The sequence below is a fragment of the Deinococcus aquaedulcis genome, assembly GCF_019693445.1.
Classification (GTDB): domain Bacteria; phylum Deinococcota; class Deinococci; order Deinococcales; family Deinococcaceae; genus Deinococcus; species Deinococcus aquaedulcis.
Window position 1 is genome coordinate 51,690 of the sequence record NZ_JAHRBL010000004.1, and the last position, 26,443, is coordinate 78,132.

Here is a 26,443-nt window from a genome sequence, read left to right on the forward strand (position 1 = left end):
GAGCCACTCAGGGAAACCCGGGGTGGCTCTGGGTTTCGCTCTGAGTGGCGTTCTGCAGGCCCGGCAGCGCTCCCTCTACTTCATGGGTGCGCCGCCGCTTTGCACTTCTACTGGCTGGAACGATGGGCCTGATCCTCACCGCCTGCGCCGCGCTGACACAGAGCGCGTCCCTGGCGAGTGAGCCCCACCGGCTGCCCAGTGGCCGCTACGGCCTGGGCGATCCTGCCGCCCCCGTGGTGGTCACGGAATACGCCGACTTTCAGTGCCCCGGTTGCCAGAATTTTGTCGAGTACGACAAGGCCAGTTTTCTGATTGAACTCAAGCAGCTCGGGAACGTGAGGTTCGAGTACGCGGACTTTCCTCTGCCGTTGCACCGGAATGCGGTGGCGGCGGCTTCGGCGGCCCGCTGCGTTCAGGACCCGGCCCTGTTCTGGACCTTCCACGACGCCCTCTATGCCCGGCAGCAGGAGTGGCGGCTGCAGTCGCCCGCCGAGGCGACGCAAACCTTCCTGCGTATGGCCCAGGAGCTGAAGGTCCCTTCACACCAGTTCTGGATCTGCCAGACGACGGGCCGGGAGGCCCAGTTTGTGCAGGCGGACGCCCGCCGCAGCCGGGCCAAAGGCGTGCGGGCCACCCCCTCATTTGCCGTGAACGGCCAGTTGATCTCCTGGGACGGGGTGGAGGACATCGAGGCGATGGTGCAGAAGACCCTCGCTATTGCTCGCACAGCCGCCCAACAGGCCGATTAGGTGCTTTGCTCCGCGCGGGCGATTTTCAGGCGCGCCTGAATTTGCCTGCACAGTCCGTCGGTCCAGGGTTACAGCGTGCCGTCTTCCGCTTCGGCGGGGCCGCTTTCCGGCTGGGCTTCGGCGCCCTGCTCAATCACGGTCAGGGAGCGCAGGGTGGCGCCCTGGTGCCAGCCGTACTGCGGCTCTTTCAGGCCCAGCGCACTCGCAATCGCCTCGGCGGCCGAGCGCTCGGGTTCGCCGTCCAGGCAGAACAGCAGGAATTTGCGCCCGCCCGGCGCAATGCGGATAAACAGGTCCTCTCCAATTTCCAGCTGCTGGGTGCGGCCCAGGCGCTCGGCGCGGCCCTGGGCATAGCGCAGCGCCTCGCGGATGGGCACGGTGACGGTGGGGTGGCTCATGGCTGCCCCTGGGGTGGGCGCAGGCCAGAGAGCAGCATTTCGGCAAACTGCTCGGCCACGTCGCGCGGGCCCAGCGGGCCGCCGGGGCGGTACCACGTGTACGCCCAGTTCACGGCCGAGAGCACCAGATAGGCCGTCATCTTGATGTCCAGCTCTGGCCGGAACACCCCTTCGCGCACGCCCTGCTCGATCAGCTCGCGGTAAAAGGCGTCAATGGTGTCGCGCCAGCCGGTCACGCGGGCGTAGGCCTCGGGCGAGAGGTGCTTCCACTCGTGAAAGAACACGGTGGCGCTGTCCATGTTGTCGGCCACCACGCGAATGTGGCGGTACATGGCCTCTTTCAACTTGGCGTCGGCGGGCAGCGGCAGGCCGCGCAGGGTAAACAGCGCCTCGTCGAACTGTCGCGACGCCTGATTCACAATTTCAATCAGCAATTCTTCCTTGCTGGAAATGTGGGCATACAGGCTGCCGCCCTGCATCCCCAGTTCGCCGGCCAGGTCGCGCATGCTGGTGGCGTGGTAACCGCGCTCGGAAAACAGGCGGCTGGCCGAGTCGAGAATCTGCTCGCGGCGGGGTTTGGCAGGTTCATTCATGGTGGGGGGCTGGGCGGCGCAGGCGGCGCGCTTGCCCGTTAAGGTAGCACGCCGCTCCAAACGGGCGTTTGGGCGCTCCCGTTCGTCCCGAGCAGGCTGGGGCCTGCGGTGCGCAGGCGGGTTTGTCATGGGCGGACGGGCGCCCGGGCCGGGGTGGTAGAACGGACCCCATGACCATCCAGACTCCTGTTGCCGGCGTGCGTGCGGCAGTGCGGCGTGTGCCCGCCTATCCGTTTATCCCCACGAACGAGCCCATCAAGCTCGACCAGAACGAAAATCCCTACGATTTTCCCGCCGAACTGAAGGCTGAGGCCCTGTCGCGCATGGCCGCGCGCGAGTGGAACAGGTACCCCGATCTGCACGCTGATGAACTGCGCCGCCGCATCGGGGCCTTTGAAGGGTGGCCCGAAGATGGCGTGGTGGTCACGCCGGGCAGCAACGTCCTGATCAAGCTGCTCACGGAACTGGCCGGCATTGGCCAGACGGTGCTGACCGTCAGCCCCACCTTCAGCGTGTACACCCTGGAAGCGCAGCTGCTGGGCGCGCGGCTGGTGGAGGTACCGCTGCAAGGGGACTTCAGCCTGCCGGTGGAGGCCCTGAAGGCCGAACTGGGGCGCCACGAACCGGGCGTGCTGTACATCACCCAGCCGCACGCGCCCACGGGCGTGGTAGACGCCGAGGCCGCCGTGCGCGAACTGACCGAGGCCGCTGGCGACTGGGTGGTGGTGCTGGACGAGGCTTATCACCAGTACAGCGGCACCGATTACCGCGACCTTGTCCGTGCGGGCGAGGGGCGCCTGAGCCTGCGCACCTTCAGCAAGGCGTGGGGGCTGGCGGGCCTGCGCCTGGGCTACGCCCTGACCAGCCCGGCGCTGGCGACCCAGCTGCAGAAACTGGTGCCTGCCTTCAACGTGAACACCCTGACCCAGGCGGCCCTGGAAGTGGCCCTGGAGCAGCCCGCTTACGTGCAGGCCCGCGTGCAGGAAGCGGTGCAGGAGCGCTCACGCGTGCTCTCGGCCCTGGCGGCCCACCCCACCTGTCAGGCGCTGCCCAGCCAGGCCAACTTCTTCCTGCTGCGCACGCCAGACGCGGCGGCGGCCTACGCCCACCTGCGGGCACGCGGCATCGTCACCCGGCGCCAGGACAGCTTCCCGGGGCTGTCGGGCTGCCTGCGCGTCGCCATTGGCACCCCCGCCGAGAACGACGCCCTGATCGCGGCGGTGACCGAGCTGCGGTGAGTGTTCCCCCACCTGGTCCGCCCTCCCTGACCCCGGACGAGCAGGCCCGGTTCACCCCGCCCCCCGGAGGGGCCCCGCGCAGCGTGCTGGTGACCGCCTGCACCGCCTGCGGGGCCTGCTGCGCCGCGCCCGATATTCACGCCCTGGGCAAGCCGCTGGGCGTGCCCTGCCTTCACCTGGGGGCCGACACGGGGGCCGGGCACCTCTGCGCGGTCTACCCGGACCGCCCCGGCGTGTGCCGCAGCTACCAGCCCGACTGGGTGTGCGGCGAGGTGGCCCCACTGCCCACCCTGGCCGCCCGTGTGGCGCGGTTTCTGGCGATCTACGGGCTTGAGGGGGATGGGTGATGGTTGAAGGTTGATAGAGGGGTGGGCATTCAGGGGTCGAGGGGTCGAAAAGTCGAGAGGTCGAGGGGTCGGGTGGCTGTGGGGGCTCGGCCCCTTGACGGCTTGACGCCTCGGCGGCTGTTGCCACCACGTTCCACCCCCCACGCTCCGCCCTGGGTGCGACAATGGCCCCCATGAGTCAAGCGGCCCCCACCCCCACGCCCGTCCCCCCAGCCAAGGCGCGCGTGCCCAAAACCGTCTGGGATCTGGTCTTTACCCTGCTGATTCCCATTGCCATTCTCAGCCCCAACATTCTGGGCAGCGGCATCAGCGTGGCCGAGCAGGTGTTCGGCGGCGGCACGGCCGGCAATGTTCGCGCCTACCTGCTGGCGGCCCTGGTGCCGGTGGCGTATGTGCTGTGGGACCTGCTGGTCAACCGCAACGTCAGCCCCGTGGCCCTCATTGGCGGCGCCGGGGCCATTTTCAGTGGGGCGCTGGCCTTCTGGTACGTGGACGGCTTCTGGTACGCCATCAAGGACAGCGCGCGCTCCTACCTGACGGGTCTGCTGTTCCTGATCAGCGCGGCGACCTCTGTGCCCCTTTTCCGCGTGTTCCTGGACGCCAGCTCGATTGGCGAGAGCCCCGAGCACCGCGCCGCCACCCAGACCGCCATGCGCGACCCCGTGGTGCACCGGGGGCTGGTGGGGGCCACGGTGGTGTTCGCGGTGGTGGATCTGATCGGCGGCGTGGTGAACAGCCTCGTGAACTACGCCCGTGTGACCGCCAAGTTCGGCACCGACAGCTTCAACGCCCAGGTGGCCGAGGTGAACGCCGTGATGCGCATTCCGGGGCTGGCGATCACGCTGGTGGGGGTCTTCGTGGCGATCTGGCTGGTGCAGCGCGCCGTGCGGGCCCGCTATGGCCAGGACGCCAGCCTGTTCGAGCCCGGCAAACTGCTCTCGGCCATGCGTCAGCGTGGCGAGGCCCCGGAGGCCGCGGCCGGGAGTTGACAGTTCCGGGCTTCACCGTTAAAGTAAGCGAGCCCTGAAACGCGCCCCAGCGCGGGCGCCCCCACCAAAAGCGTGCCGAGGTGGCGGAATTGGTAGACGCACTAGTTTCAGGGACTAGCGCCGCGAGGTGTGTGGGTTCAAATCCCATCCTCGGCACCAGAAGGACCCCCAGTGAATGCTGGGGGTTTTTTCGTTGTGGAGCTGGGCGGGGAAGCGAGGCCTCTGGGCTCGGGAACGCTGGAAGGGGCAGCCGTCAGAACAATGGTGCAGACAGGTTCCGAGCGGTGCCGGGAGGCAGTGGCGAACCCGAAGAGGTTTGCCGTTGTTCGTCCCCTTCAGGCCGGTTGCGCCGGAGCGGATGCCCACCACCAACCAGCGCCGCTGCCGGCCCTGTTCCCCGCCAGACGCCCACGACAAACCCCCTGGTCTTTTCACCAGGGGGCACGCGCTTTAAGCGTTACTCGTCGTCGCGGCGGTTGTTCCAGCCACGGTCCGCGCGGGCGCGGGGGCGGAATTCGCCCTGGCCCTGGTCCTCGCGGGGGCGGAAGGCCGGGCGGTCGCCGCCACGGTCGTCGCGGGGACGGAAGCCACCACGGTCGCCGCCCTGGAACCCGCCACGGTCTTCACGGGGGCGGAAGCCGCCCTCGTTGCGGTCACCACGGAAGCCGCCACGGTCGCCACCACGGTCATCGCGGGGACGGAAGCCACCACGGTCGCCACCCTGGAACCCGCCACGGTCTTCACGGGGACGGAAGCCGCCCTCGTTGCGGTCACCACGGAAGCCGCCACGGTCGCCACCACGGTCGTCGCGGGGACGGAAGCCACCACGGTCGCCGCCCTGGAACCCGCCACGGTCTTCACGGGGACGGAAGCCGCCCCGGTCGCCGCCCTGGAAGCCACCACGGTCGCCGCCCCGGTCCCCGCCACGGAAGCCGCCCTGGCCCTGGCTTTCGCGCATTTCACGCATCTCGCGGCGCAGGCCACGGATTTCCTTGGCCTGGGCTTCGAGCATTTCCTTCAGCTCGGCCAGCACGCCCAGCAGCTCGTCGGCGTCAATGTACTCGTCCTCTTCGCCGCCTTCGGCCCCGTCGGCGCTCAGGCCCTCTTCCTCGTCGGCTTCCTGGGCGTCCAGCACGGGGTCCTCGTCGGGCTCACCCTGCAGCTGGGGAATGATGTCGCGCAACTCTTCAGGCGTCTGCTCCTGCTCGGTGGGGCGCAGTTCGTTGTTGTTGGTCATGGGGTTCTCCTTTGTTCGGCACGGCGGGAAGGGCCACGCTTGGGGCGGGCACGCAGCCGCGTGCGGCGTACCCCCGAGTGTAGCACCCGGGGCTGCCGGCGCCCCCGGGCGCGCCGTACTATGAAGCTATGTTCGGTCGCCGCGTTCCGCCCCACATCGTGTTCCTGCTGAGCCTGCTCCTGGCGGCGCTGTGCGGCTGGGCCGCGTATGTCGCCTTTGCCCGGGGCAGCACCCTCTGGGGCGCGGTGGCCGCCGTCTTCGCCGTGTGGTTCGTGGTGGACGCCGTGCGCTCGTACAGCTGGGCGCAGAACAAGAAGCGGCTGGAGGCCGAGAAGGCGGCGCAGGGGCGGAAGTAAGGCACAGGGGGTCCAGGGGTCGAGCAGTCGAGAGGAGACCCGTCTCGACGCCTCGACGGCTTGACCCCTCGACGTCTGAACGTCTCAACCTTGAAGCGCGACTTCTCTGTGCCCCCTCAGCCCCCCGCTCCACGCACCCAGAAGCGCATGAGGTGGTCTGGCTCGCCCGGCTGGTCCACTTCTGGCCAAGCGAGGTGGGTGTGCAGTTCAGGGCGTTCGCGGTAGCCGCGCGCGGCCCAGAAGGCGTGCAGAGGGCGGTAGGTGGCCGGGCGGGCGGGGTGGTCATCTGGGCGCACCACCGCGCAGAAACTGGTGACACGCAGACCCAGGCGCTCGGCGTGAGCTTCGCGCTGGTCGAAAAAAGCGTGGCCCAGGCCCCGGCCCCGGTACTCGGGCAGCAGCACGCTTTCGCCCAGGTACAGCACCGTCTCCGGGTCAATGGGCGAGGCCAGGAAGGGGGAGAGTATCTCGGGGCCTTCCTGGGTCAGCGGCAGGGCGCTGCTGGCGCCCACCACCCGCTCGCCGTCGCGCGCCAGCACCAGCAGCAGGTCCGGCGCGGCGAGGTAGCGGCGCAGGTACGCTTCCTCGTAGTCCGGGTGGCCGTCATACAGGTAGGGATACTCGCGGAACACCAGCGTGCGCAGCCGGGCCAGCTCCCCGATCACCGCCAGGGCGTCTGGGCCCCGCACGGCGCGCACCGTCAGGCTCAAACGCCGACCTGCCGGGTCCAGTCTGCGAGGTTGTAGTAGTTGGTCACGCGGGCAATCTGTCCGTTGCGCACCTCAAAAAAAGCGCCCACCGGCAGGGTGTAGGTCTGCCCCCGGGCTTCGGGCAGGCCGGGGTCGGTGCGCAGGTAGGTGCCGTGAATCGTGAATTCGGCCGCCGCGCGCTGACCGTCTGGGGCGACCATCACCACCACGTCCTGCGCCTGCTCGCGGTAATGGGCGTTCATCTTGTCCAGGAAGGCCGTGAACGCGCTCAGGCCGTGCTGGGTCTCGCCCTCATTCACGTCGTGGCGCACGTCGGGGGCCAGCAGGGCCAGCATGCCGGGCCAGTCGGCAGCGTTGAAAGCAGCGTAGTAACGGCGAATCAGGGCCTCGGTGGCGGCGTGCATGGCGGCAGCATAGGGCCTGCTGCCCGGGGTCCTGCGCCCCTGTGCCGGGTTTTGCGCCCCGCTGCGCCGCGAAAGTCTGCTACTTTAGGAAAAATTTATTCTGCTGTGTCTGGTGGTCTGCCCCCGCCCCAGGGGAGAGGGGAGGGGCCAGCGGCTGCCACGGAGGAGCCCACGCGTGAAAGCAATGCGCTATGTCATCACCCGCCCCTGCCTGCAAGAAGGCAGCCTGCGTCTTCTGAAATACCTCAGCGACACGTTTCCCTCGGCCGGGCCCGTCACGCTGGTGGATGACCGTGGCCAGGAACATACGGCGCAGGTGGACCCGGCGCGCCAGCGGGTCTGGGGCCTGGGCAGCCTGTACCACGCGGGCAATCTGGGCGTGAACGACGTGCTGATGATCACCCCGCTGGCCACTGGCCGCTTTCAGGTGGAGGGCATTGTCAAGCCGCACGCCCCCGCGCCGGCCCCCCGCCGCGAGGCGCCGCCCAAGCCCGAAACCCGCCGCGTGGTGGTGAGCGCCACCCCCCATGTGCGCGAGGTGCGCGTGCAGGAGGTGCGTGAGCCGGCCGCCCCCGCCAGCAGACTCCCCGAGCCCAGCCAGACCCGCCGCGAGCAGGCAGCCCCGGTGCCCAGCGCCAGCGCCGCCCCGCAGGCCAGCGCCGCGCCCACCGCTTCTACCCCGGCCCGTGAACCGCGCCCGGCCCCACAGCCCGCCGCACCGCAACCGGCCCCCGAGGCCAGCGCGGTGGGCCGCCCCCCGGCTCCGGTCAGCGTGCCGGTGCGGCCCCTGGACGTGCGTTTTCCAGCGGCGACCACTGCGGCGGCCCCCAGTGTCCAGGGCCCCGAAGCGCAACTAGCCGAACTGGCCCGCCTGACCGGCTACGGGCTGGAGGTGCTGGGCCCCGGCGTGGTGCGCCTCAGCGCCGATCTGGGCGCGCACGGGTACTCGGTGCGGGTGGCCACGGCGCCGGGCGCGCTGCAGACCCCTGCCTGGAAAGAAGCGGCCGATTACAGCGTGGTGCTGACCCCAGAGGACGAGCGCCCGGCCGGCACCCCCCGCCTGACCCACGAGGCCCTGGCCGCCCTGATTGACCACGCGCATCTGGCGCCGCTCTCGGCCGTGGAGCTGCGCGGCTACTGGAAAGCGGGCTCGGTGGACCTGGAATCGGCGGCCAGCGTGGCGGAACTGGTGGGCGCGCACCTCGCGCAGCGCGGGGCCTTCAGCGCGGTGCTGCTGAGTCTGGCGCAGCAGCCGGCGCACTCGGTGGTCAGCGTGCAGCGCCTCGCTGAGCGCCTGGGCAGCGGCGTGACCTCGGCCGAACTGCACGCCATTCTGGACACCCTGACCCGCGCGCCCTTCCTGGCCCTCAGCCCGCTGCCCGGCGGCGGCTACCTGCTGCGCGGCGGCGTGCCCGAACTGCTGGGCGAACTGGCCGAGTACGCCGAAGGGGTGCGCCGCCGCCTGCGTCCCGCCGTCCGCGAACGCGAGGCCGTGCGGGCCTGAGCGCCGCCCTGGCCTCCAGACCTCCAGGCCCGACCCTGCCCGGCACCACGGTGCCCCCATCACCGCGCCCCTAGACTGGCGCGGTGATGTCTTTGCCCCTGGCGCCGCTGCGCGCCGCGCTGCTGGCGTGGTTTGACCGCTCGGGCCGCGACCTGCCCTGGCGGCGTGGCCCGGAAGGCGGGCGCGATCCCTACCGCGCCTGGGTCGCGGAAATCCTGCTGCAACAGACCCAGGTGGCGCGCGGCCTGGGGTACTACGAGCGCTTTCTGGCGGCCTTTCCCACCGTGCAGGCCCTGGCGGCAGCCCCGGTAGAGGATGTGCTGAAGGTCTGGGAGGGCTGCGGCTACTACGCCCGCGCCCGCAATCTGCACCGCGCGGCGGCCCAGGTGACGGCCCAGGGCGCCTTTCCTGCAAGCTATGAAGGCTGGCTGGCCCTGCCTGGGGTGGGCCCCTACACCGCCGCTGCGCTCAGCAGCTTCACCCTGAACGCCGCACACGCTGTGAACGACGGCAACGTGCGCCGCGTGCTGGCGCGCCTGTACGGCGAGCGCACCCCCACCCCCGCCTGGGTGCAGGCCCAGGCCGACGCCCTGCTGGACCCTGCACGTCCCGGCGCCTGGAACGAGGCGGTGATGGACCTGGGGGCCACCGTCTGCACGCCCAAAGCCCCGCGCTGCGCGCCGTGTCCGCTGGCTCAGTGGTGCGTGGCCCGGGCGTCCGGCGAGCCGGCGGCGTACCCGGCCCCCAAGGTGCGCGCCCCGGTGCAGGCTGTGCAGGCGGTGGCCCTGCTGATCGGCACCGCTGGGCACGCCTATTTAGAGCGGCGCGAGGGCACGCTGCTGGGCGGCCTGATGGGCCTGCCCGCCGAGCCCCTGCACCCCGGCGAGGCCCCCGAAGCCGCCCTGGCCCGCCTGTGCGCGCGCCTGGGGGCGGCGCCCGGCCCGCTGCTGGGCGAGGTGCAGCACGGCATGACGCACCGCCACCTCACGCTGCAGGTGTACCGGGGACAGGCCGAGTTGCCCCGGCAAGATGTTCGCCGCGCCGCCCTGGCCCGGCTGGACCAGAAGGCCCTGGCCCTGGAAGTCGCCCGTCAGGAGGGCCTGTTTCCGGTATAAAGCGGCGCCGCTGGGAAGAGAGGGGAGAGGCCCCGCTCGTCTTGTCAGAGTTCTGTGACACCGCTGGCGGGCAGGGGGGGTACCCCGGTGGGGCCGTGCCCCACGCGAAGGATTGGGGTGACTTCAGGCGCCATTCCAGGGGCCTTTCTTCCGGTCTTTCAAAACTCTGACAGAGACAGAGAGGCGCGCTGGGCGCGGCCTGAGAGCAGGTGGGGTACGGCGGCCTCTGCTTAAAGCCCGGCGGCGGCCCGCTGCCCCCTGCGTCTTCAGGAGGATGCTGGCACCGGGAAGCGGGCGCTACACTGCGGGGCGATATGTCGTCTGAGCCCGTGAAACTCGCCTTCCGTGCCTTTCAGAAGGCGAGAAATGCAGCGCGCGGCGCGCTGGTCTGGGGCTACGAGCAGCGGCTGGCGCGCGAGGTGGGGGCCCACGGGCGCCTGCCCCGGCACTTGGGCCTGATTCTGGATGGCAACCGCCGATTTGCCCGTGCCAGCGGCCTGCAGCGCGAAATGGGGCATTCCTTTGGTGCCGACAAGGCCCACGAGGTGCTGCAGTGGTGCCTGGAACTGGGCATTCCCACCGTGACCATCTGGGTGCTGTCCACCGACAACACCAGCCGCGACCCCGGCGAGCTGGCCCACATCCTGAGTCTGCTGGAGCGTGAAGCGCGCAATCTGGCCCAGGACCCGCGCATTCATGCCAACCGGGTGCGCGTGCGGGCCATTGGGCAGCACGAGGGCTTTCCGCCCTCTGTGCTGGCTGCCCTGAGCGACCTGGAAGCCAAAACCGCCCACTACGACGGCATGCGCCTGAACATCGCCGTGGGCTACGGCGGACGCGAGGAAATTGTGGACGCCGTCAAGCGCCACCTGCTGCGGCAGGCAGACGCCGGCGTGCCCCTGGCCGAAGCCGCCAGAGCCCTGGCCCCGGAGCACATCGGCGCGCACCTGTACGCCGCCGACGTGCCGGACCCCGACTTTATTATTCGCACTAGCGGGGAAATTCGCCTGTCCGGTTTCATGCTGTGGCAGAGCGTGTATTCCGAATACTACTTCTGCGACGTGTACTGGCCCGGTTTCCGGCGGGTGGACTTCCTGCGTGCCCTGCGCGAGTTCCAGGGCCGCGAACGGCGCTTCGGCCGGTAAGGGGAAGGAAAGAGGCCAAGCTCCAGACGCCTTTTTCCCAGGGACAGTGGGAGCGGGGCGAGGCCCAGTGGGCCGGCGCCCACCTCAAAACGCATTTGGTTCCCCTGTGAGGCATGGGCAGCGGGGTCACTGCTGATTTTCTCCCTGCTGAACGCAAAAATTGAGCGCAAGCCAAAGTCATGGGGCGCCCAGCCACCGCAGCAAACGGGTCAGAGGCGAGGCGGCTCTTGGGGGTGCCCCCTTTTCCCCCGATGGGGGAATGACCCAGGGCCCACACCCTCAAGAAAACCGTCCAGCTCGGCAAAACAGCCGGTTCTGGCAGGCACACTCTGCTGAACCCTGCCAACTAACCTCAGGTCATCTTCATCTTACAGAAAACGTGTAAGTGAGGCGTAAGAGGGTCAAATTTAGCCTTCTAACAGTGCTGGCGCTGCTTCAGGGCCGCCCAGACTGCCCGAGAAGCCCCGGCCATCCGCCTCACGCTGAATGAAGGAGACCTCATGAAACGCCCCCTGCTCACCGCGCTGCTGACCCTGACCGGGCTGGCCCTGGCGCAAAGCGCGGTGCCTGTCCGGCTGGACTTGACGCTGAGCCTGGTGCGCAGCGTGAAGGTGGACGGCAAAGCCACCGAGCAGCTGACCCCCAATCCCGGCGCTGTGCTGCCCGGGCAGGTGCTCAGCCAGGTGGTGACTGCGCGCAACACGGGGACCACGGCCCTGAAGAATGTGCCCATTACCCTGCCGGTTCCGAAGAACACGTTCTATCTGGCCCCCGAACAGGGCCTCAGCGGTGCACGCGCCGAGTATTCGTTTGACGGCGGCAAGACCTTTGGTTCCGCGCCCCTGAAAAAGACCGTGACGGTCACCGAAAACGGCAAGACCGTGCGCAAAGAAGTCGAAGTCAAGCCCAGCGAATACACCACGGTGCGCTGGACGGTGGCTGAACTGGGGGCCAAGCAAGCCCTGAAGCTCGGTTACCGCATCCAGGTCAAGTAATTTCCGGAGGAATACCATGAAGAAAAGCCCCACCCTGTTTGCAGTAATGGCCGCCCTGCTGGTCGGCACCGCCAGCGCCGCCACCGAAGCCGGCGTGCAGATTGTCAACGTCGCCAGCGCCACCTTCGAAGACCCCACGGGCGCGGCTGGCAACACCAACGGCTCCGCGCAGTCCAACCCCGTCTCCACGACGGTGCTGCCAGTGCCCAGCTTCACGGTCACCCCCAACAACACGGGCACCACCCCCAACCAGGACGCCCCCGACCCCACCCTGGACCGCGCGGGCGTGCTGCCCGGCAGCACCCAGCAGTTCCGCTACACCGTGACCAACACCGGCAACACCCCGGTGGTCGTGCAGTTCAACCCGGACATCACGGCGCCGAACGTGGACCGCACCAACTCCAACGTGGAGAACCTGGCGTACTTCGCGTTTACCGACGCCAACAACAACGGCCAGATTGACGCCGGCGAACTGCAGGCCCTGACGGACAGCAACGGCGACGGCCTGGTGGAGTCCCCCGCCATCGCCTCGGGCACCGCGATCACCATTGTCCAGAGCTACAAGATCCCGGACGCCGCCACCCCTGGTCAGGTCTTCGGCGCCAACCCCGTCGCCACGGGTCTGTACGACACCACCCCCGACGCCCAGAACCCCGGCAACAACACCTACACCACCACCGTCACGGTGGGCGGCGCGACGCTGGTGGACAACAACAACTTCAACCGCTCGACCGTGTACACCCCCGGCGTGAGCGTGGCCCCCATTGACGCCAACAGCCCCGGCGGCACCTCGCCCGCGCCCGGCGGCACCACCGACGGCCGTCAGAACCCCCCCACCCAGACCACCCCCGGCGGCACGCTGCCCGCCTACAACGACCCCAACCCCAACGGCGGCAACAACGCCGTGGTGCTGGTGGGCGTCAACGGCAACAACCAGGTGGCCTTCCCCAAAGCCGACGCTGAAGTGGTCAACGACGACCGCGTGACCTTCATCAACTCGGTCACCAACAACGGCACCCAGACCGACTCGTTCCTGCTGCTGCCCCCGCCCAACCTGCCCGCCGGCGTGATCGTGGTCTACCTGGACGCCAGCGGCAACCCGCTGCCCACCACCACCGTGAACGGCGTGACCTACGCCACGCTGACGGGCGTGGCCCCCGGCGAAACCCGCAACTTCCGCGTGCAGGTCACCTACCCCGATACCGGCGGCGTGAACAGCCCGGTGCCCGTGATTGACGTGGTGATCGGCATTGACTCCCTGAGCGACGCCGACGTGCTGCCCAACGCCTCCAGCACCGACACCATCTACACCCCGGACCTGCAGTTCGGTGACTCCACCGCCGCGCTGGGCACCTCGGCGACCCCCATCGTGACCGACGCGGTGACCCCCGGCACCGCCGACAACGTGGCCTTCTTCCCCATGGACGTGTTCAACGCCGGCGGCTACAGCGACACCTTCAGCCTGAGTGGCTCGGTGACCTTCACGGTGCTCAATGGCGGCGTGGCCTCGACCACCACCGTGAACGCCACCTACTACACCTACACCGACGTGAACAACGACGGCACCTTCACGCAGGGCACCGACACCCTGGGCACCGTGATCACCAGCACGGGTCCGCTGGCTGCTGGCGCCGAGTTCAAGACGGTGGCGCTGGTCACCGTGCCCGCCAACACCCGCGCCGGGCTGTACACCCTGAACCAGACCAGCAGCGGTGCCTACAGCACCTCGACCCGCACCGACAACAACGACGTGGTGCAGGTCCTGCCCACCAGCGCCACGGTCACGCTGGCCAAGAGCGGCCGCAACGCCACCGTCAACCCCACGGGCGCCTTCGTGACCTCGGGCCTGACCGCCAGCCCCACCGACGTGCTGGAGTACCGCATCCTGGCGACCAACACCTACAACACGGATGTGCGCAACTTCATCCTGACCGAGCAGAACAGCACCCTGGGCAACGTGTTCACCTACGGCACCTTCACGGGTGTCTCGGCCACCACCACCCAGGCCGGCGGCACGGTGCTCTACCGCTACAACAACGGCACCTGGCAGACCGCCGCTGCCCTGCCCGGTGGCTTGGCCGCCAGCGCCGTGACCCGAGTGGACGTGGCGGTGGACACCAACGGTGACCAGACCATCACCCGCGACGACGTGCTGTCCTCGGGTCAGACCGTGACCGTGACCTTCTCGGTGACGGTGAAGTAAGCCCCCCTGCGGCGCGCCCTCCAGTTTTGGCGGGGCGCGCCTCTTTCTCTTTAACATCAGAAACATCTTTTTTCCGCCCTGCCCCCTTCTGCCTTTTCCCCCACCCAGGAGACTCCCGTGACCCGTTCTCACCACCGCCTGCTGACCGCCTGCCTGGCCCTGAGTGGGCTGGCCGGCGCTGTTGGCACGCCCGCCGGAACTGTCATCAACAACCAAGCCGCCGCCACCTTCGAGCCGCCTGCCCCGGGCACGCCTGGGGAAACCGTGAGCAACGTCGTGTCCACCACGGTTCAGGCAGTCTGCGCGGTCAGCGTGACCCCCAACGGGATCGTGGGGGCCCCGGGCCAGACGGCCGACGTCCTGCCGCGTGAGCGCGCCGTGTTTGCCTACACGGTGGTGAACGCCGGCAACGGCGCGGCCACGCTGCCCCTGAGTGCCCGCACCGAGGCAGGCAGCGCCTTTACTCCCCGCCTGAGCATCTACAGCGATCTGGACGGCGACGGCGCCCTGGACCCGGGTGAGCCGGAAATCACCAGCGTGGCCCTGGCAGCCGATGCCAGCGCCCGCGTGCTGCTGGTGGCCGACACCACTGACACCCAGGGCGACGCCCACGTGAACCTCGTGGCGTCCTGCGCCGGCGGCGCCAACCCCGACGCCAACAACGTGAGTCTGGTGCGGGTGGGGCCGCCCCCTGTGCTGGGCGTGCAGAAGACCTTTAGCCCCGCCCTGGTGCGCCCCGGCACCGAAACCACCGTGACCGTGACCACCCGCAACGGCGGCCAGGGCACCAGCCGCGAGGTCGTGCTGACTGACCTGCTGGACACGCAGCTGGCGCAGGGGCTGGTGTTTGTGCCCGGCAGCGCCCGCACGAACGTGGGCACCCTGGAATACACCGCAGACGGCACCACCTGGAGCGCGGCCGAGGTGCAGCCGGTGCGCGGCGTGCGCGTGCGCGCGGCCAGTCTGGCCCCCAACGAGGCCATCACCCTGACCTTCCGCATGCTGGCCACCCCACAGGCCGAGGGCCGCGTGATTCTCAACACGGCCACGGCCAGCACGGGTGGGCGCGAGGCCTCGGGCAGCGCCAGCGCCGACGTGCGCTACCTGCCCGCTGTGGCCATTGGCCCTGTGGGCAACCCCGAGGCCCCCGAAGGCACGGCCGCCGACACCCAGCAAAAGCCCTTTGCCGTGGTGGGCCAGCTGGTGTGCTTTGACCACACCGCCAAGAACACTGGCGACGTGCGCGACACCTTCCGCCTGACGGTCACCTACCCCCAGGGGGCGGCGCGCGCCCAGTTCCAGAACGAAAGCGGCCAGCCGCTGGCGCAGCCCCTGGTGCTGGACCCCGGCCAGACCGCGTTTGTGCGCGTGTGCTACGAGGCCACGCAGGCAGGCCCGCTGGACGCCCTGGTGACCATCACCGGGGACCGGGGCACCAGCAACGCCACCCGGGATCAGGTGGCGGCGGTGGAAGGCGGCCTGCCCGAACTGCGCAAGAGCTACGTGGCCACCACCCAGGGCAGCGGCGCTCAGCCCGTGCCAGTGCCGGACGGTGGCACGGTGGCGGCGGGCGACACGGTGACCTACACCCTGACGGTGCGCAACCCCTTTACGCGCCCCCTGACCAATGTGGTGGTCAGCGACCCGCTGCCGGCCCATGTGGACTTCAAGGCGGCCTCGGCGGGCGGCGTGGTGAGCGGGCAGCCCGGCGCGCAGACGGTGACCTGGACTCTGGGCACCCTGCAACCCGGCGAGAGCCGCACGCTGACCATCACCACCCAGGTCTCCACGCGCGCGGTGGACGGCGAGGCCCTGCGCAACGTCTTTAACCTCGTGTCCACTGAGCTGCGCGCGCCGGTACCCAGCAACGAGGTGCTGACACCCGTGTGGACAGCGCAGCTGATCATCCGCAAGGACGTGAGTGCCCAGGAAGCGGGTTTTGGCGACCGCCTGACCTACACCCTGAACATCACCAACGCCTCGGCCACCACCGCCATCGTGAACGCGGTGGTGACCGACACGCCGGCGCGCGGCCTGGAGTACATTCCCGGCACCAGCCTGCTGAACGGCAAGCCCATGCCCGACCCCACCATTGAGGGTGGCGTGCTGCGCTGGACCCTGGCCGAGATTCCGGCCGGGACCACCGTGAGCATCAGCTACCAGACCCGCGTGACCCCCGAAGCCACCGGGCAGCTGGTGAACACCGTGCAGGTGAGCGGCACTGGGGCCGGCGGCGTGGCGCGCGCCATTGCCAGCAACCGCGCCACCGCCACCACCAAGCTCAATCCGCTGAAGTTCGCGCCCCTGGCCGATCTGGTGGGCACGGTGTTCGTGGACCGCAACCGCAACGGCCTGTTTGATCCGCTGCTGGATACCCCGGTGCCCGGCGCCCGGGTGCTGCTGGCGGGTGGGCGGCAGGTGCTGACCGACCCCGCCGGGCGCTACTCGTTCCCCAACGTGCCTTACGGCACCCACGCCCTGCGCCTGGACCCAGCCTCGGCGCCGTTCCCGCCGCTGCACGTGCCGCAGGACGGCGGCCTGAGCGGCACCCAGACCGTGTACGTGCGCGGCCTGACCAGCGTGGACTTCCCGCTGGCCCCCCTGGGCGGCGACATTGACGCCCTGCGCCGCACGGTGCTGATCGTGGGCGACGTCAGGGTGGAGAAAGAGGTGTACGCCGTGGAGGGTGGGTACGTGGTCGTCCTGCGCCTGAAGACCCCCCGCGCGCTGGACGGCGTGACCCTGCTCGACCCCCTGCCGGAGGGCGCGAGCCTGAAAGAAGGCCGCAATACTTACACCGGTAGCCTGGGCGCAGGTGAAAAAGTCCTCACCTACCGCTTCGACTGGACGGGTGAACCCAGAGCGGCCACCACCGATCCGTCGCTGAGCTGGAGGTACTAATCGTGAACGCAAACAAGTGCCTCGCCACCGTTCTCACGGCCCTGCTCGCGGCCGGAACGGGCGCCGCACAGGAAATCAGCACCAGCCTGCCCCTGACCAGTGTGGGCGACCGCCTGATGTGGACGGTGGGCGACCAGAACCTGAACCTGGACGTGCCCCTGAGCGGGCGCGTGCGCCTGGAGCTGTACAGCCCCCGCGTGGACCAGGGCGACTACCGCAGCGATGACTATTACGGCGACGAGCAGTACGACGCCAACCGCAGCGACGTCACCACCACCTTCACGCTGGTGAACGCGGCCGGCGTGACGGTCCTGAGCCGCACCTTCACCCCCGGCGAGCACGCCTGGGAAACCCTGCTGGACCAGGAGCTGCCCGCCGGGCGCTACCGCCTGCAGGCCGTGACCAGCGGCAACGGTAAGAACACCTTCGCTGTGCGCCTCGCCGGCATCAGCGCGGCCATCAGCGCCGAGCGCCTGAGCGTGAACGTGCACTCGCGCGACTGGGTGCCGGCCCTGAACGTGCGCGTGGACGGCGAGGGCCATGTGCTGCGCCTGTACGACGGCGACGGTCCCCGCGAACTGGAAGCCCGGCTGCGCGACGAGCAGGGCAACACTTTGCCCCTGACCGTCAGCGCCGACCTGAGCTTCAGCGATCTGCCGCTGCCCGCGCGGGCGGGCAACTACACCGTGGAACTGCGCCAGCCCGCCACAGCGCGGCAGTTCAGCAACACGGTGGGCTTTTCGCTGACCCGCGCCGGGGCCCCGGTGCCGCTGGGCGTGGCCCGCGTGGACCAGACGGGGTTGCTGCGCGTGACGGCTGAACTGGTGCTGCCCGGAGGCACCCAGCCCACCCAGGTGGGGGCCCTGGTTGGTCAGACTTCTGTGACAGTGGACGGCACCCTGGAGCAGCGCGTGCCGGCCGGCACCTACCCCGTGACCCCGGACCCGGTCCCCGGCGCCCAGGTGAGCGTGGCCAGCCCCAGCGTGACCGTGCCGCGCGGCGGCAGCGGCGAGACGCGCATTCAGGTGCGCCCCCAGGTGGACCTGAGCCTGGACGCCGACAAGCCGGAACTCTGCGTGGGCGACACGGTAACCTTCACGGCCCGCGCCGCCACCGCCTATGCCGGCGAGCTGCCCCTGACCCTGACTCTGGACGCCCCGGGCCTGGACCTGCAGGGCGAGCCCAGCCTGGACGGCACCCTCAGCGCCGCGCGCTCCGGCGAACTGCGCCTGAGTGCGGTGGCCACCCGCCCCGGCCCGGTGACGGTCACCGCCCGCCTGGCCCCCTGGGCCCAGGCGCGCACTGTGACCCTGAATGTGCGCGCCGACGCCACCCCGCTGCAGCTGAGCCGCGAGTCGCTGCCCGGTGCCCAGCCCGGCAGCGAGGTCACCGTGACCCTGCGCGTGCGCAATACGGCCGCCTACGCGGTGCCCTTCCTGCTGACTGACAGCAACGCGGGCGGCCTGGAGGCGCTGGAAAGCCCCACCTTCAGCGGCACCCTGGCGGCGGGCGAGGAGCGCACGCTGAGCTACCGCGCCCGCGTGACCGGCGCCGAGGCCGTGACCTTTACGGGCGCCCTGCGCAGCCCCGAGTGCGCCGCCACCCAGACGGTGGGCGGCGCCCTGGCGGTGCAGCCTGCGCCCGCGCAGCCGGCCCCCGCACAGCCCGTCACCCCCGAGCCCACCCCCGCCCCCGAGGCCCGGCGCACCAGCACCGTCAGCTTGCCCTTTGACGCGCCGGTGCAGGCCCGCGAACTTGTGGTGGCCCACCGCGTGCCGCAGGGCGCCGAATTCGTGGTTGGCAGCAGCCGCCTGAATGGTCAGGCCCTGCCCGACCCGGTGCGTGGCCCCAGCGGCACGCTGTACTGGGTGCTGCCCCGTTCCGCCTTTGTGCAGGGCGAGGCTGCTGCGCGCGGCACCGTCACCTATGAGCTGGCCCACACCGGCGTGCTGGGCGCGCTGGACCGCCCCGCCCTGCTGGTCCGCTACACCGGCGAGCGCCGCGAGGTGCTGGAAGGTGAGCTGAGCGAAGCCGATCTGGCCGCCGCCCAGCCCCTGAATACCCCCGCTGCCGCCACCCAGAACGCGGGCGCCATCCGCGCGCCGCTGCAGGGCAGCCTGATTCGGCAGCGTGACCGCATCAGCGTGGTGGTGGACGTGCCCGCCGGCCAGGAGCCCAGCCTCAGTGTGAACGGCGAGGCCATCGCCCAGGACCGCATCGGGGAGATCGTCACCCGCGAGGACGGCAGCCGCACGGTGACCTTCGTGGGGGTGCTGCTCAAACCCGGCCAGAACACCCTGCAGGCGGGGCGCGACACCGTGACCGTGGGGCTGGTGGGGCCCACCGTGCAGGTGGAGCTGACCCCCGTGAGCCTCGTGGCCGACGGCAGCACCCCGCTGCGCCTGAAGGTGCGCGCTCTGGACGCCGACGGCAACCTGACCGATCAGGACACCGTGACCCTGAACGCCAGCCTGGAGCCCCGTGTGGGCGACGCTGACCCCAGCCTGGCTGGCTATCAGGTGCGGCTGCGCGGCGGCGAGGGCGAACTGGTGCTGCAACCCCAGGCCGCTCCCATCACCCTCAGCGTGACCCTGCAGCAGGGCCAGACGGTCACGACCTCGCGCTACAACGTGCGCCCCGATGACCGCCGCGTGGGCGTGGGCATGGTCAGTGCCACCCTGGGCCTGGACGGCAACTTGAACCTGAGTGACGACCTGACGTGGCAGGCCCGCGCCTCCTACGAAGGCCCCCTGGCGGGCGGCAAGCTGTACGTGGCCGCCGACAAGGACGGCCTGCCCACCGAGCAGGACACCCTGAAACGCTTCTCGCTGTACGGCGACAGCTCGGTGGCCTCGGTGCCGCTGCAGGGCATTGACCCGGTGGCCCTGAGCTACGACCACCCCAGCTTCCGCGCCGACTACCGCCGCAGCGCCCTGCCCATTGACGTGCTGCCCGTGGGCGAGAAACTGACGGCCCTGACGGTCAGCACCAAGGGCGCGGCCCAGCTCAGCGGCTTTGCGGCCCTGGTGCCCGGCGACCGTATCAGCGGCGAGCGCCTGACGCCCGAGGGCACGAGGGTGCTGCGCCTGTCGCGCGGCGGCATCAGCCTGGGCAGCGAAACACTGGAAGTCGTAATCCTGGAGCGCGACACCGGCAAGGAGCTGGAGCGCACCACCCTGTCGCGCAACGTGGACTACATCCTGGACGCGCGCACCGGCATTATTACCCTGACGCGCGCCCTGAGCCGTGTGGACGCCAACCTGAACGACGTGGTGGTGCTGGCGGGCTACCGTCTGGGCAACCCCCTGGGCAACCGCACCCTGGCCTACGGCGTGCAGGCCAAGTACACCGCCGAGCGCTACGGGGTGGGGGTGGCGGCGGTCAGCCTGGACGGCCGCGTGACCACCGGCGCGCGCGCCAGCTTCGATAACGGCACCGTGCGCGCCGCCGGGCTGGTCGCCTACTCCGGCGGCCTGCAGGCCAGCGCCGACCTGGGCGTGAAGCTGGGCCGCACCACCGTACAGGGCCGCGTGCGCTACCAGGACGGCCAGTACCAGGGCCTCGCGCCCCTGACCCCGGGCCTGACCCTGGGTGTCAGCGTGGACACCCGCCTGACCGATCAGCTGAGTGCCAGCGTGCAGGCTGATTACACCCGCACCGCTGCCAGCCAGGGCGGCAGCGTGACGGCGCGGGCCGACTACCGCCTCGCGCCCTTCAGCGTGGGGGCGGGCCTGCGCGCCGCCTACGGCGACCAGTCGGGCCTGGGGGCGGTGCTCAGCGCCGGTTACCACCAGTCGCCCATTGACGTGGATGTGACGCACGTGCAGCCCCTGAGCGGCAACCTGGACCCCGTGACCACGGTAACGGCCAAGTACGCCGTGAGCGACACCCTAAGCGTGGGCCTGACTGACGAGTACAACTGGAAAACGGGCCACCGCGCCTCGCTGAGCCTGAACAGCACCGTGGGCAACACCAACTATCAGGTGGCCTACGACCTGCCTGCCGCTGGCGGCCAGGGCAACCGCGCCCGCTTTGGTGTGAGCACCGCCCTGCCCCTGTCCCAGCGCCTGACCGCTGGCCTGCGCGGCGGCGCCCTGTACGACGTGAACGCCGGCCGAAGCGAGTTTGACGCCGGTGTGGACCTGCTGTACAAGGCTGAGCGCTTCACCGCTACCACCGGCACCGACCTGACCCTGAAAGGCGGCCAGTTTGGCGTGGTGCTGCGCGGCGGCCTTTCGGGGCAGCTGAGCGACCACCTGACCCTCAGCGCCGACGGCCTGGGCGAATTCGGCGCGGGCAAGAGCGGCGTGCGCGCGGCCGTGGGCTACGCCTACCGCAACCGCACCTTTAACAGCCTGGGCACTGTGCGCTACGTGAACGGCAGCCTCGCGGGTGGCCAGCCTGAACTCAGCAGCAACTTCGCCGCCGAGTACCGCCAGCCCACCTGGGCCGTGCGCGCCGGCCTGGATACCCGCACGCTGCTGGCCGACACCGGCAGCTTTACCGCGCAGCTGGGCCTGGGCGCCACCTACTACGTCACCGACCGCATTGGGGTTGGGGGCTGGGGCCGCGCGCTGACGCAGCCCAGCACGGGCACGACCCAGTACGGCTACGGCCTGGAAGCCAGCTACCGCGTTCTGCCCGGCACCTGGATCACGGCGGGCTATAACCCGGCTGGGTTCACGGGCCTGGGCAACGCCTACACCAAACAGGGCGCTTATGTGCGCCTGGACCTGACTCTGGACGAGACCCTGGGAGGGGAGAAGTAAATGAGGCGTCTTTTACACCTGCTGGCCCAGCTGGGGCGCGGGACGTGGTCCCCGCTGGTGACGGTGCTGGCCCTGCTGGGGCTGTGGTCCCAGGCCGGGGCCCTGACCGGCGTCACGGTGACCTACAACGCGGACACCCACCTCGTGTCCGACAGCAACAAATCCTGCACGGCGGGCCCGCGCAACGCCTACGTCAGCTACCGGGTCACGAACACCACGGGCGCGGCGATCAACAACATCTCGGCCACCCTGAGCTTCGGGGCGGCCACGTACGCGACCGGCGCCACCGGCACCTTCGGTCTGGGTGGTGGGCAGCCCGCCACCCAGTTCGTGGGGACCCTGGCGGCGGGCGAGTCCCGCACGGTGTTCTGGTACATCACCTACCCGTGCTACGGCGGTTCGGCGCGCACCTCCAGCGTGCCGATCACGGCGACGTTCAGCGACAGCAACCCCGGCACCGTGGCGAACACCACCACGGTCAGCACCTTCAGCTCCATTAGCGCCAACGCGGGCGGTCTGCTGAACGGCACTGTGCTGGGGCCGGGCGCCGTGGTGGGCCAGATCATCAAGTACAGCGTGCAGTACCGATTCGGGAACCCGCAGGCCACCGACGAAGTGAACCTGCAGCCGGCGGGTAACGACTCGTTCAATGCCGCCTGCTTTCAGCTGGTGGGCTCGAACATCACCGCCTCGCAGGTGCTCTCGATCAACCCGGGCACCCGCGATCAGCTGTACTTCACGCTGACCCAGACCACGGGCGGCAGCAGCAACACCGTGGATATCGACTATTTCTTCCAGTACAAATGCGCGGGGACATCCACCAGCGCCAGCAGCTACTCGGTGGAAACCAGCGGCAGCACCAACGTGAAGTACAGCAGCAACTATGGTGATCCGGCCCTGGGGGTCATTACCTTTCCCAGTGCCACGCAGGCGCTGACCATCAGCAAGTCCGCAAGCCCCACGGCCCTGAACGGCGGCGGCAACGTGACCTACACCGTGCAGGTGCGCAACAACAGCACCTTCGACACCTACCTTGACCGCGTGAACGACGTGCTGCCCAGCACCCCCGGCACGGCGACCCTTAACAGCACCAGCGTTTCGATCACCGGCACCGCCGGGGTCGTGACCAGCCCTGCCAGTGTGCCTGCAGCTGGCAGCAGCGGCACCGTCACGTTTGCGGGCTCGCCACTGAAATCGTTCTTCATTCCAGCCAATGGCGTTCTGACCATTACCTACGGCGTCACCATTCCGAACGTGGGCGGCACCTTTACCAACTCGGCGACCGGCACGGTGGGCAACAGCACGGTCTACACCACCACCAGCGGCACCACGCCCGCCAGCGCCAGTGTGACCAACACCGGGCCCCGCCCCCTGAATGTCAGTAAGGCGTTCTCGCCGGCCACCATCTCGCCGGGGGCCAGCACCACCCTGACCATCACGGTGAATAACCCCAACGCCGTGACCGCCAGCGCCATCAGCCTCACGGACAACGTGGTGAGCAGCATGGGCTACGCGGCGGGCAGCACGCTGACCGTGACAGGCAACACCTGCGGCGGCACGGCCACCGTGAACAGCGGCAGCCTGAGCCTCAGCGGCGCGTCGCTGGCGGCCAACGGCACCTGCACCGTGACCCTGACCTTCACGCCGTCGAACCCGGCCTACGGCACCGCCACCAACACCATTCCGGTTGCCAACGTGCAGGCCACGGTGAGCGGCACCACGGTGCGCAGCGCCGCCGACGCCACCGCCACCCTGACCGTGGCGCCCCGCACCCCCGTGGTGACCAAGAGCTTCTCGCCCGCCACGGTCCTTCCGGGCGGCACCACCCAGCTCACCATCAACGTGAGCAACCCCAACAACGCCACCACCAGCGCCCTGACCCTGACCGACGACATTGCGGGCAGCACCGGCATCAGCAGCCTGACCATTACGGGCGTGACCAGCGACACCTGCCGGGGCTCGGGCACCGTGACCACCACGGCGGGGCGCTACGCCCTGAGTGGCGGCACCCTGCCCGCTGCGGGCTGCTCGGTGGTCCTGACCGTGCAGGTGCCCGCGAGCGCGGCGGCCGGCACCTTCACCAACACCATTCAGGGCTCCTCGGTCACCGGCACGGTAGGCGGCGCCAGCTTCCCCACCCCGGCCAACGCCACGGCCAACCTGACTGTCAGTGGGCCCCAGGGCGACCTGGCGATCAGCAAGACGGGCGCCGCCACCGTGAACCAGGGCAGCGTGCTGACCTACACCATCCGCGTGTGGAATAACGGCCCCAGCACCATGCCGAATGTCCTGATTCAGGACACGGTGCCTGCCAGCCTGACGGGTGTGAGCTGGACCTGCGTGGCCACCGGCACCGCCACCTGCGCCTCGCCCAGCGGCAACGGCAGCACCATCAGCCTGAATGCCACCCTGCCGCCCGACACCGGCAGCACGACCACCGCCGACACCAACTTCGTGACCCTGACCGTCACGGGGACTGCCACCGACGCCGGCACCATCTCCAACACCGCCACGGTGGCCGCCACGGGCAGCAGCACTGACCCCACCCCGGGCAACAACTCGTCGACAGCGCCCACCTCCATCGTGGCGCAACTGACCTGCTCGAACCTGTACGGCACGGTGGGCGGCGACTTCAGCGGTGGCACGGCCAACAACGGCACCGAGATCCGGGTCATTGACGAGACGACCAACACGATTGGCGCGCTGATTGCCCGCATTCCGGCGACCAGTGGCGGCGCGGCCGGTTACACCGCCACGCTGGCGATCAAGCCGGACCGCAGCCAGCTGTTCGTGGTACGCGACGCCGACAACCGCCTGATGATCTTCAACGTGGCCAGCAATACCTGGACCGAAGGCCCCACGCTGCCTGCGCCCAACGGCCGTTATATCCGCATGGCGATCACTTCCACGGACGTGGGCTACCTGATGGACGGCGGCGGCACGTTCTACCGCTTCTCGACCACCGCGCCCTACACCGTGAGCGCTGCCATTGCACTGACCACCCTCCCCAGCACGGCGCCAACTTTGGCCGGCAGCGGCGACTTCTTCGCTGACAACCAGGGCAACCTGTACCTGCTGAGCAGCGACAGCGTGGGCGGCTACCTGGACTTCTGGCAGATTGAACTGCCCACCAACACCCTGCTGTACCTGGGCCGCCTGACCGACCCCGACGTGGTGGGCACCTACGGTGGATTCGGCGCCACGCCCAACGGCCTGTTCGGGCGCGGGGGGCAGGGCCGCATGATCAACGTGGACCTGGCCAGCTTTACCGCCAGCCCGGTGGGAAGCACCACGGCCGGCGGCAGCACCGACCTGGCCAGCTGCTCGTATCCCAGCCTCACCCGTTCGGTGGCGGCGCCCAAGACCGCTGCCAAGGTGGCGGGCAGCACGGGCAGCACCGTTGAACCCGGCGACACCCTGGAATACACCATCGTGCTGCGCAACTCGGGCACCGTGGCGGCCGGCAACACCCAGTTCCAGGACCAGATTCCGGCCGGCACCACCTACGTGGCGGGCAGCACCACCCTGAACGGCGCAGCCGTGGCCGATGCAACCGGCGGCGTCATGCCCTACACCCAGGCGGGGCAGCTGGTGGGCAGCCCAGGCCAGCCGCTGGGCACCCTGCTGGTGGACCAGACCCCCACCGTCCTGACCGACCGTGAAGCGGTGATTCGCTTCCGGGTCCGGATCAATACCGTCAATCCGCCGGCCCAGGTCAGCAACCAGGGCACCGGTGCCTACCGCAACAACGGCACCACCGTGAGCGTGCCGACCGACGACCCGGGCACGACCACCCCCAATGACCCCACCATCACCTACCTGCGCGCGGCCGACCTCTCGGCGGCCAAGTCGGGGCCCGGCTTTGCCAAGCCCGGTGAAACCTACAGCTACACCATCACCATCACCAACCTGACCTCGGGAACCGGCACCAATATCACCGTGACCGACACCCTGGCGGCCGGCCTGACCTTCGCCAGTGCTTCGGACGGCGGCACGTACAACGCTGCCACCCGCACGGTCACCTGGACCCTGGCCAGTCTTGGGGCGAATGCCACCAAGACGCTGACCCTGGGGGTCACGGCGCCAGCGGCCACCGCCATCAGCCCGACGACCGGCGTCAAGAGCGTGCAGAACACGGCCACCGTCTCGGTTACGGGTGACCCGAACACCGCGAACAACACCTCGGCGCCCGTGACCACCCGGTTCGTTCTCACAGAGGTCGCCAAGCGCGTGCGCAATGTCACCACGGGCGGCGCCTTCGGCACGTCGGGCGGCGGCAAGCCTGCCGAAGTGCTGGAATACTGCCTGGACGCGCGCAACCTGGGCGGCGCCGATCTGCCCAACTACGTGCTGACCGATCAGGTACCCAGCAACGTCAACGCCCTGCTCACTGCGTACGACGCTGAGGAACCCAGCACGGCCACCGGCTTCGGGGTGAAGGTCACGCGCGGCAGCACCACCAGCTACCGCACCAGCGCCGCTGACGCGGACACCGGCACCCTGACCACCACGGGCGGCACCTTTGGCCGGGGCACCCTGACCCTGACCCTGGGCACCCTGACCGCCGGGGAAACCGCCACCGCCTGCTTCCAGACCACCATTCGCTGAGCAGCAACAAGCAGCGGGCGCCCCTTCCATCTGCTGGAAGGGGCGCTGTTCTTTGGGCTGACGAGCGGGGCTGTGGCAGCGTGGGCGGCACAGCGGGCCACGGGGCCGCGCCGCCCACGCAGAGGTCGAAGAGTGAAAAGCCCCCAACCGTCCTGGCTGGGGGATTTTCAGGTCTGGGGGTT

General features: G+C 69.6%; 18 protein-coding genes and 1 tRNA gene. 14 read left to right on the plus strand and 5 right to left on the minus strand.

Annotated features, from left to right (window positions below; translation table 11 throughout):
• Positions 1-86: 86 nt before the first annotated feature.
• Entirely contained in the window at positions 87-749 is a 663-nt protein-coding gene (locus KMW22_RS06950) for a DsbA family protein (RefSeq protein WP_221089313.1), read from the plus strand.
• 68 nt (positions 750-817) lie between these two features.
• Here the strand turns inward: KMW22_RS06950 and KMW22_RS06955 are convergent, their stop codons facing one another.
• Complete coding sequence (locus KMW22_RS06955) at positions 818-1,147, minus strand: hypothetical protein (protein ID WP_221089314.1); 330 nt, start codon at positions 1,145-1,147, stop codon at positions 818-820.
• A complete protein-coding gene (locus KMW22_RS06960) occupies positions 1,144-1,740 on the minus strand; it encodes a TetR/AcrR family transcriptional regulator (protein ID WP_221089315.1) in 597 nt (198 codons plus the stop codon). Before KMW22_RS06960 ends, KMW22_RS06955 begins: the two co-directional genes overlap by 4 nt.
• Positions 1,741-1,910: 170 nt before the next feature.
• On the opposite strand from KMW22_RS06960, the gene KMW22_RS06965 reads away from it, so the two are divergent.
• The 4 genes from KMW22_RS06965 (at position 1,911) to KMW22_RS06980 (ending at position 4,473) form a co-directional block, all read left to right on the plus strand.
• Entirely contained in the window at positions 1,911-2,978 is a 1,068-nt protein-coding gene (locus KMW22_RS06965; RefSeq protein WP_221089316.1) for a pyridoxal phosphate-dependent aminotransferase, read from the plus strand.
• A complete protein-coding gene (locus KMW22_RS06970; protein ID WP_407928426.1) occupies positions 2,975-3,325 on the plus strand; it encodes a YkgJ family cysteine cluster protein in 351 nt (116 codons plus the stop codon). Before KMW22_RS06965 ends, KMW22_RS06970 begins: the two co-directional genes overlap by 4 nt.
• Positions 3,326-3,498: 173 nt before the next feature.
• The gene (locus KMW22_RS06975) at positions 3,499-4,314 is read left to right on the plus strand and encodes a VC0807 family protein (protein ID WP_221089317.1); all 816 of its coding nucleotides are present in this window, start codon (positions 3,499-3,501) and stop codon (positions 4,312-4,314) included.
• A gap of 74 nt (positions 4,315-4,388) precedes the next feature.
• A tRNA-Leu gene (locus tag KMW22_RS06980) sits at positions 4,389-4,473 on the plus strand.
• Positions 4,474-4,771: 298 nt separating this feature from the next.
• On the opposite strand, the gene KMW22_RS06985 is transcribed toward KMW22_RS06980, so the two are convergent.
• Positions 4,772-5,551, minus strand: a complete 780-nt coding sequence (locus KMW22_RS06985) for a hypothetical protein (RefSeq protein ID WP_221089318.1) — start codon at positions 5,549-5,551, stop codon at positions 4,772-4,774.
• Between the two features lie 128 nt (positions 5,552-5,679).
• Between KMW22_RS06985 and KMW22_RS06990 the strand changes: the two genes are divergently transcribed.
• The gene (locus tag KMW22_RS06990; protein WP_221089319.1) at positions 5,680-5,907 is read left to right on the plus strand and encodes a hypothetical protein; all 228 of its coding nucleotides are present in this window, start codon (positions 5,680-5,682) and stop codon (positions 5,905-5,907) included.
• A 116-nt stretch (positions 5,908-6,023) separates the two neighbouring features.
• Here KMW22_RS06990 and KMW22_RS06995 read toward each other — a convergent pair whose 3' ends face one another.
• Entirely contained in the window at positions 6,024-6,617 is a 594-nt protein-coding gene (locus tag KMW22_RS06995) for a GNAT family N-acetyltransferase (RefSeq protein ID WP_221089320.1), read from the minus strand.
• A complete protein-coding gene (locus KMW22_RS07000) occupies positions 6,614-7,021 on the minus strand; it encodes a ketosteroid isomerase-related protein (protein ID WP_221089321.1) in 408 nt (135 codons plus the stop codon). The genes KMW22_RS06995 and KMW22_RS07000 overlap by 4 nt, the downstream gene beginning before the upstream one ends.
• Before the next feature lie 184 nt (positions 7,022-7,205).
• Between KMW22_RS07000 and KMW22_RS07005 the strand changes: the two genes are divergently transcribed.
• From KMW22_RS07005 to KMW22_RS07040, 8 genes are all read left to right on the plus strand, one after another.
• Complete coding sequence (locus tag KMW22_RS07005) at positions 7,206-8,525, plus strand: hypothetical protein (protein WP_221089518.1); 1,320 nt, start codon at positions 7,206-7,208, stop codon at positions 8,523-8,525.
• An 86-nt stretch (positions 8,526-8,611) separates the two neighbouring features.
• On the plus strand, positions 8,612-9,640 hold the full coding sequence (mutY, locus tag KMW22_RS07010; protein ID WP_221089322.1) for an A/G-specific adenine glycosylase: 1,029 nt from the start codon (positions 8,612-8,614) through the stop codon (positions 9,638-9,640).
• A gap of 314 nt (positions 9,641-9,954) precedes the next feature.
• Positions 9,955-10,785 (plus strand): isoprenyl transferase, encoded by an 831-nt coding sequence (locus tag KMW22_RS07015; protein ID WP_221089323.1) that lies wholly within the window; start codon positions 9,955-9,957, stop codon positions 10,783-10,785.
• Positions 10,786-11,285: 500 nt separating this feature from the next.
• A complete protein-coding gene (locus KMW22_RS07020) occupies positions 11,286-11,780 on the plus strand; it encodes a hypothetical protein (RefSeq protein WP_221089324.1) in 495 nt (164 codons plus the stop codon).
• A 16-nt stretch (positions 11,781-11,796) separates the two neighbouring features.
• A complete protein-coding gene (locus KMW22_RS07025) occupies positions 11,797-13,983 on the plus strand; it encodes a hypothetical protein (RefSeq protein WP_221089325.1) in 2,187 nt (728 codons plus the stop codon).
• Between the two features lie 117 nt (positions 13,984-14,100).
• Positions 14,101-16,884: a DUF11 domain-containing protein gene (locus KMW22_RS07030; RefSeq protein WP_221089326.1), complete on the plus strand. Its 2,784-nt coding sequence runs from the start codon at positions 14,101-14,103 to the stop codon at positions 16,882-16,884.
• Between the two features lie 2 nt (positions 16,885-16,886).
• On the plus strand, positions 16,887-21,653 hold the full coding sequence (locus tag KMW22_RS07035) for a DUF11 domain-containing protein (protein ID WP_221089327.1): 4,767 nt from the start codon (positions 16,887-16,889) through the stop codon (positions 21,651-21,653).
• A complete protein-coding gene (locus KMW22_RS07040) occupies positions 21,654-26,261 on the plus strand; it encodes a beta strand repeat-containing protein (RefSeq protein WP_221089328.1) in 4,608 nt (1,535 codons plus the stop codon).
• Positions 26,262-26,443: the final 182 nt, after the last annotated feature.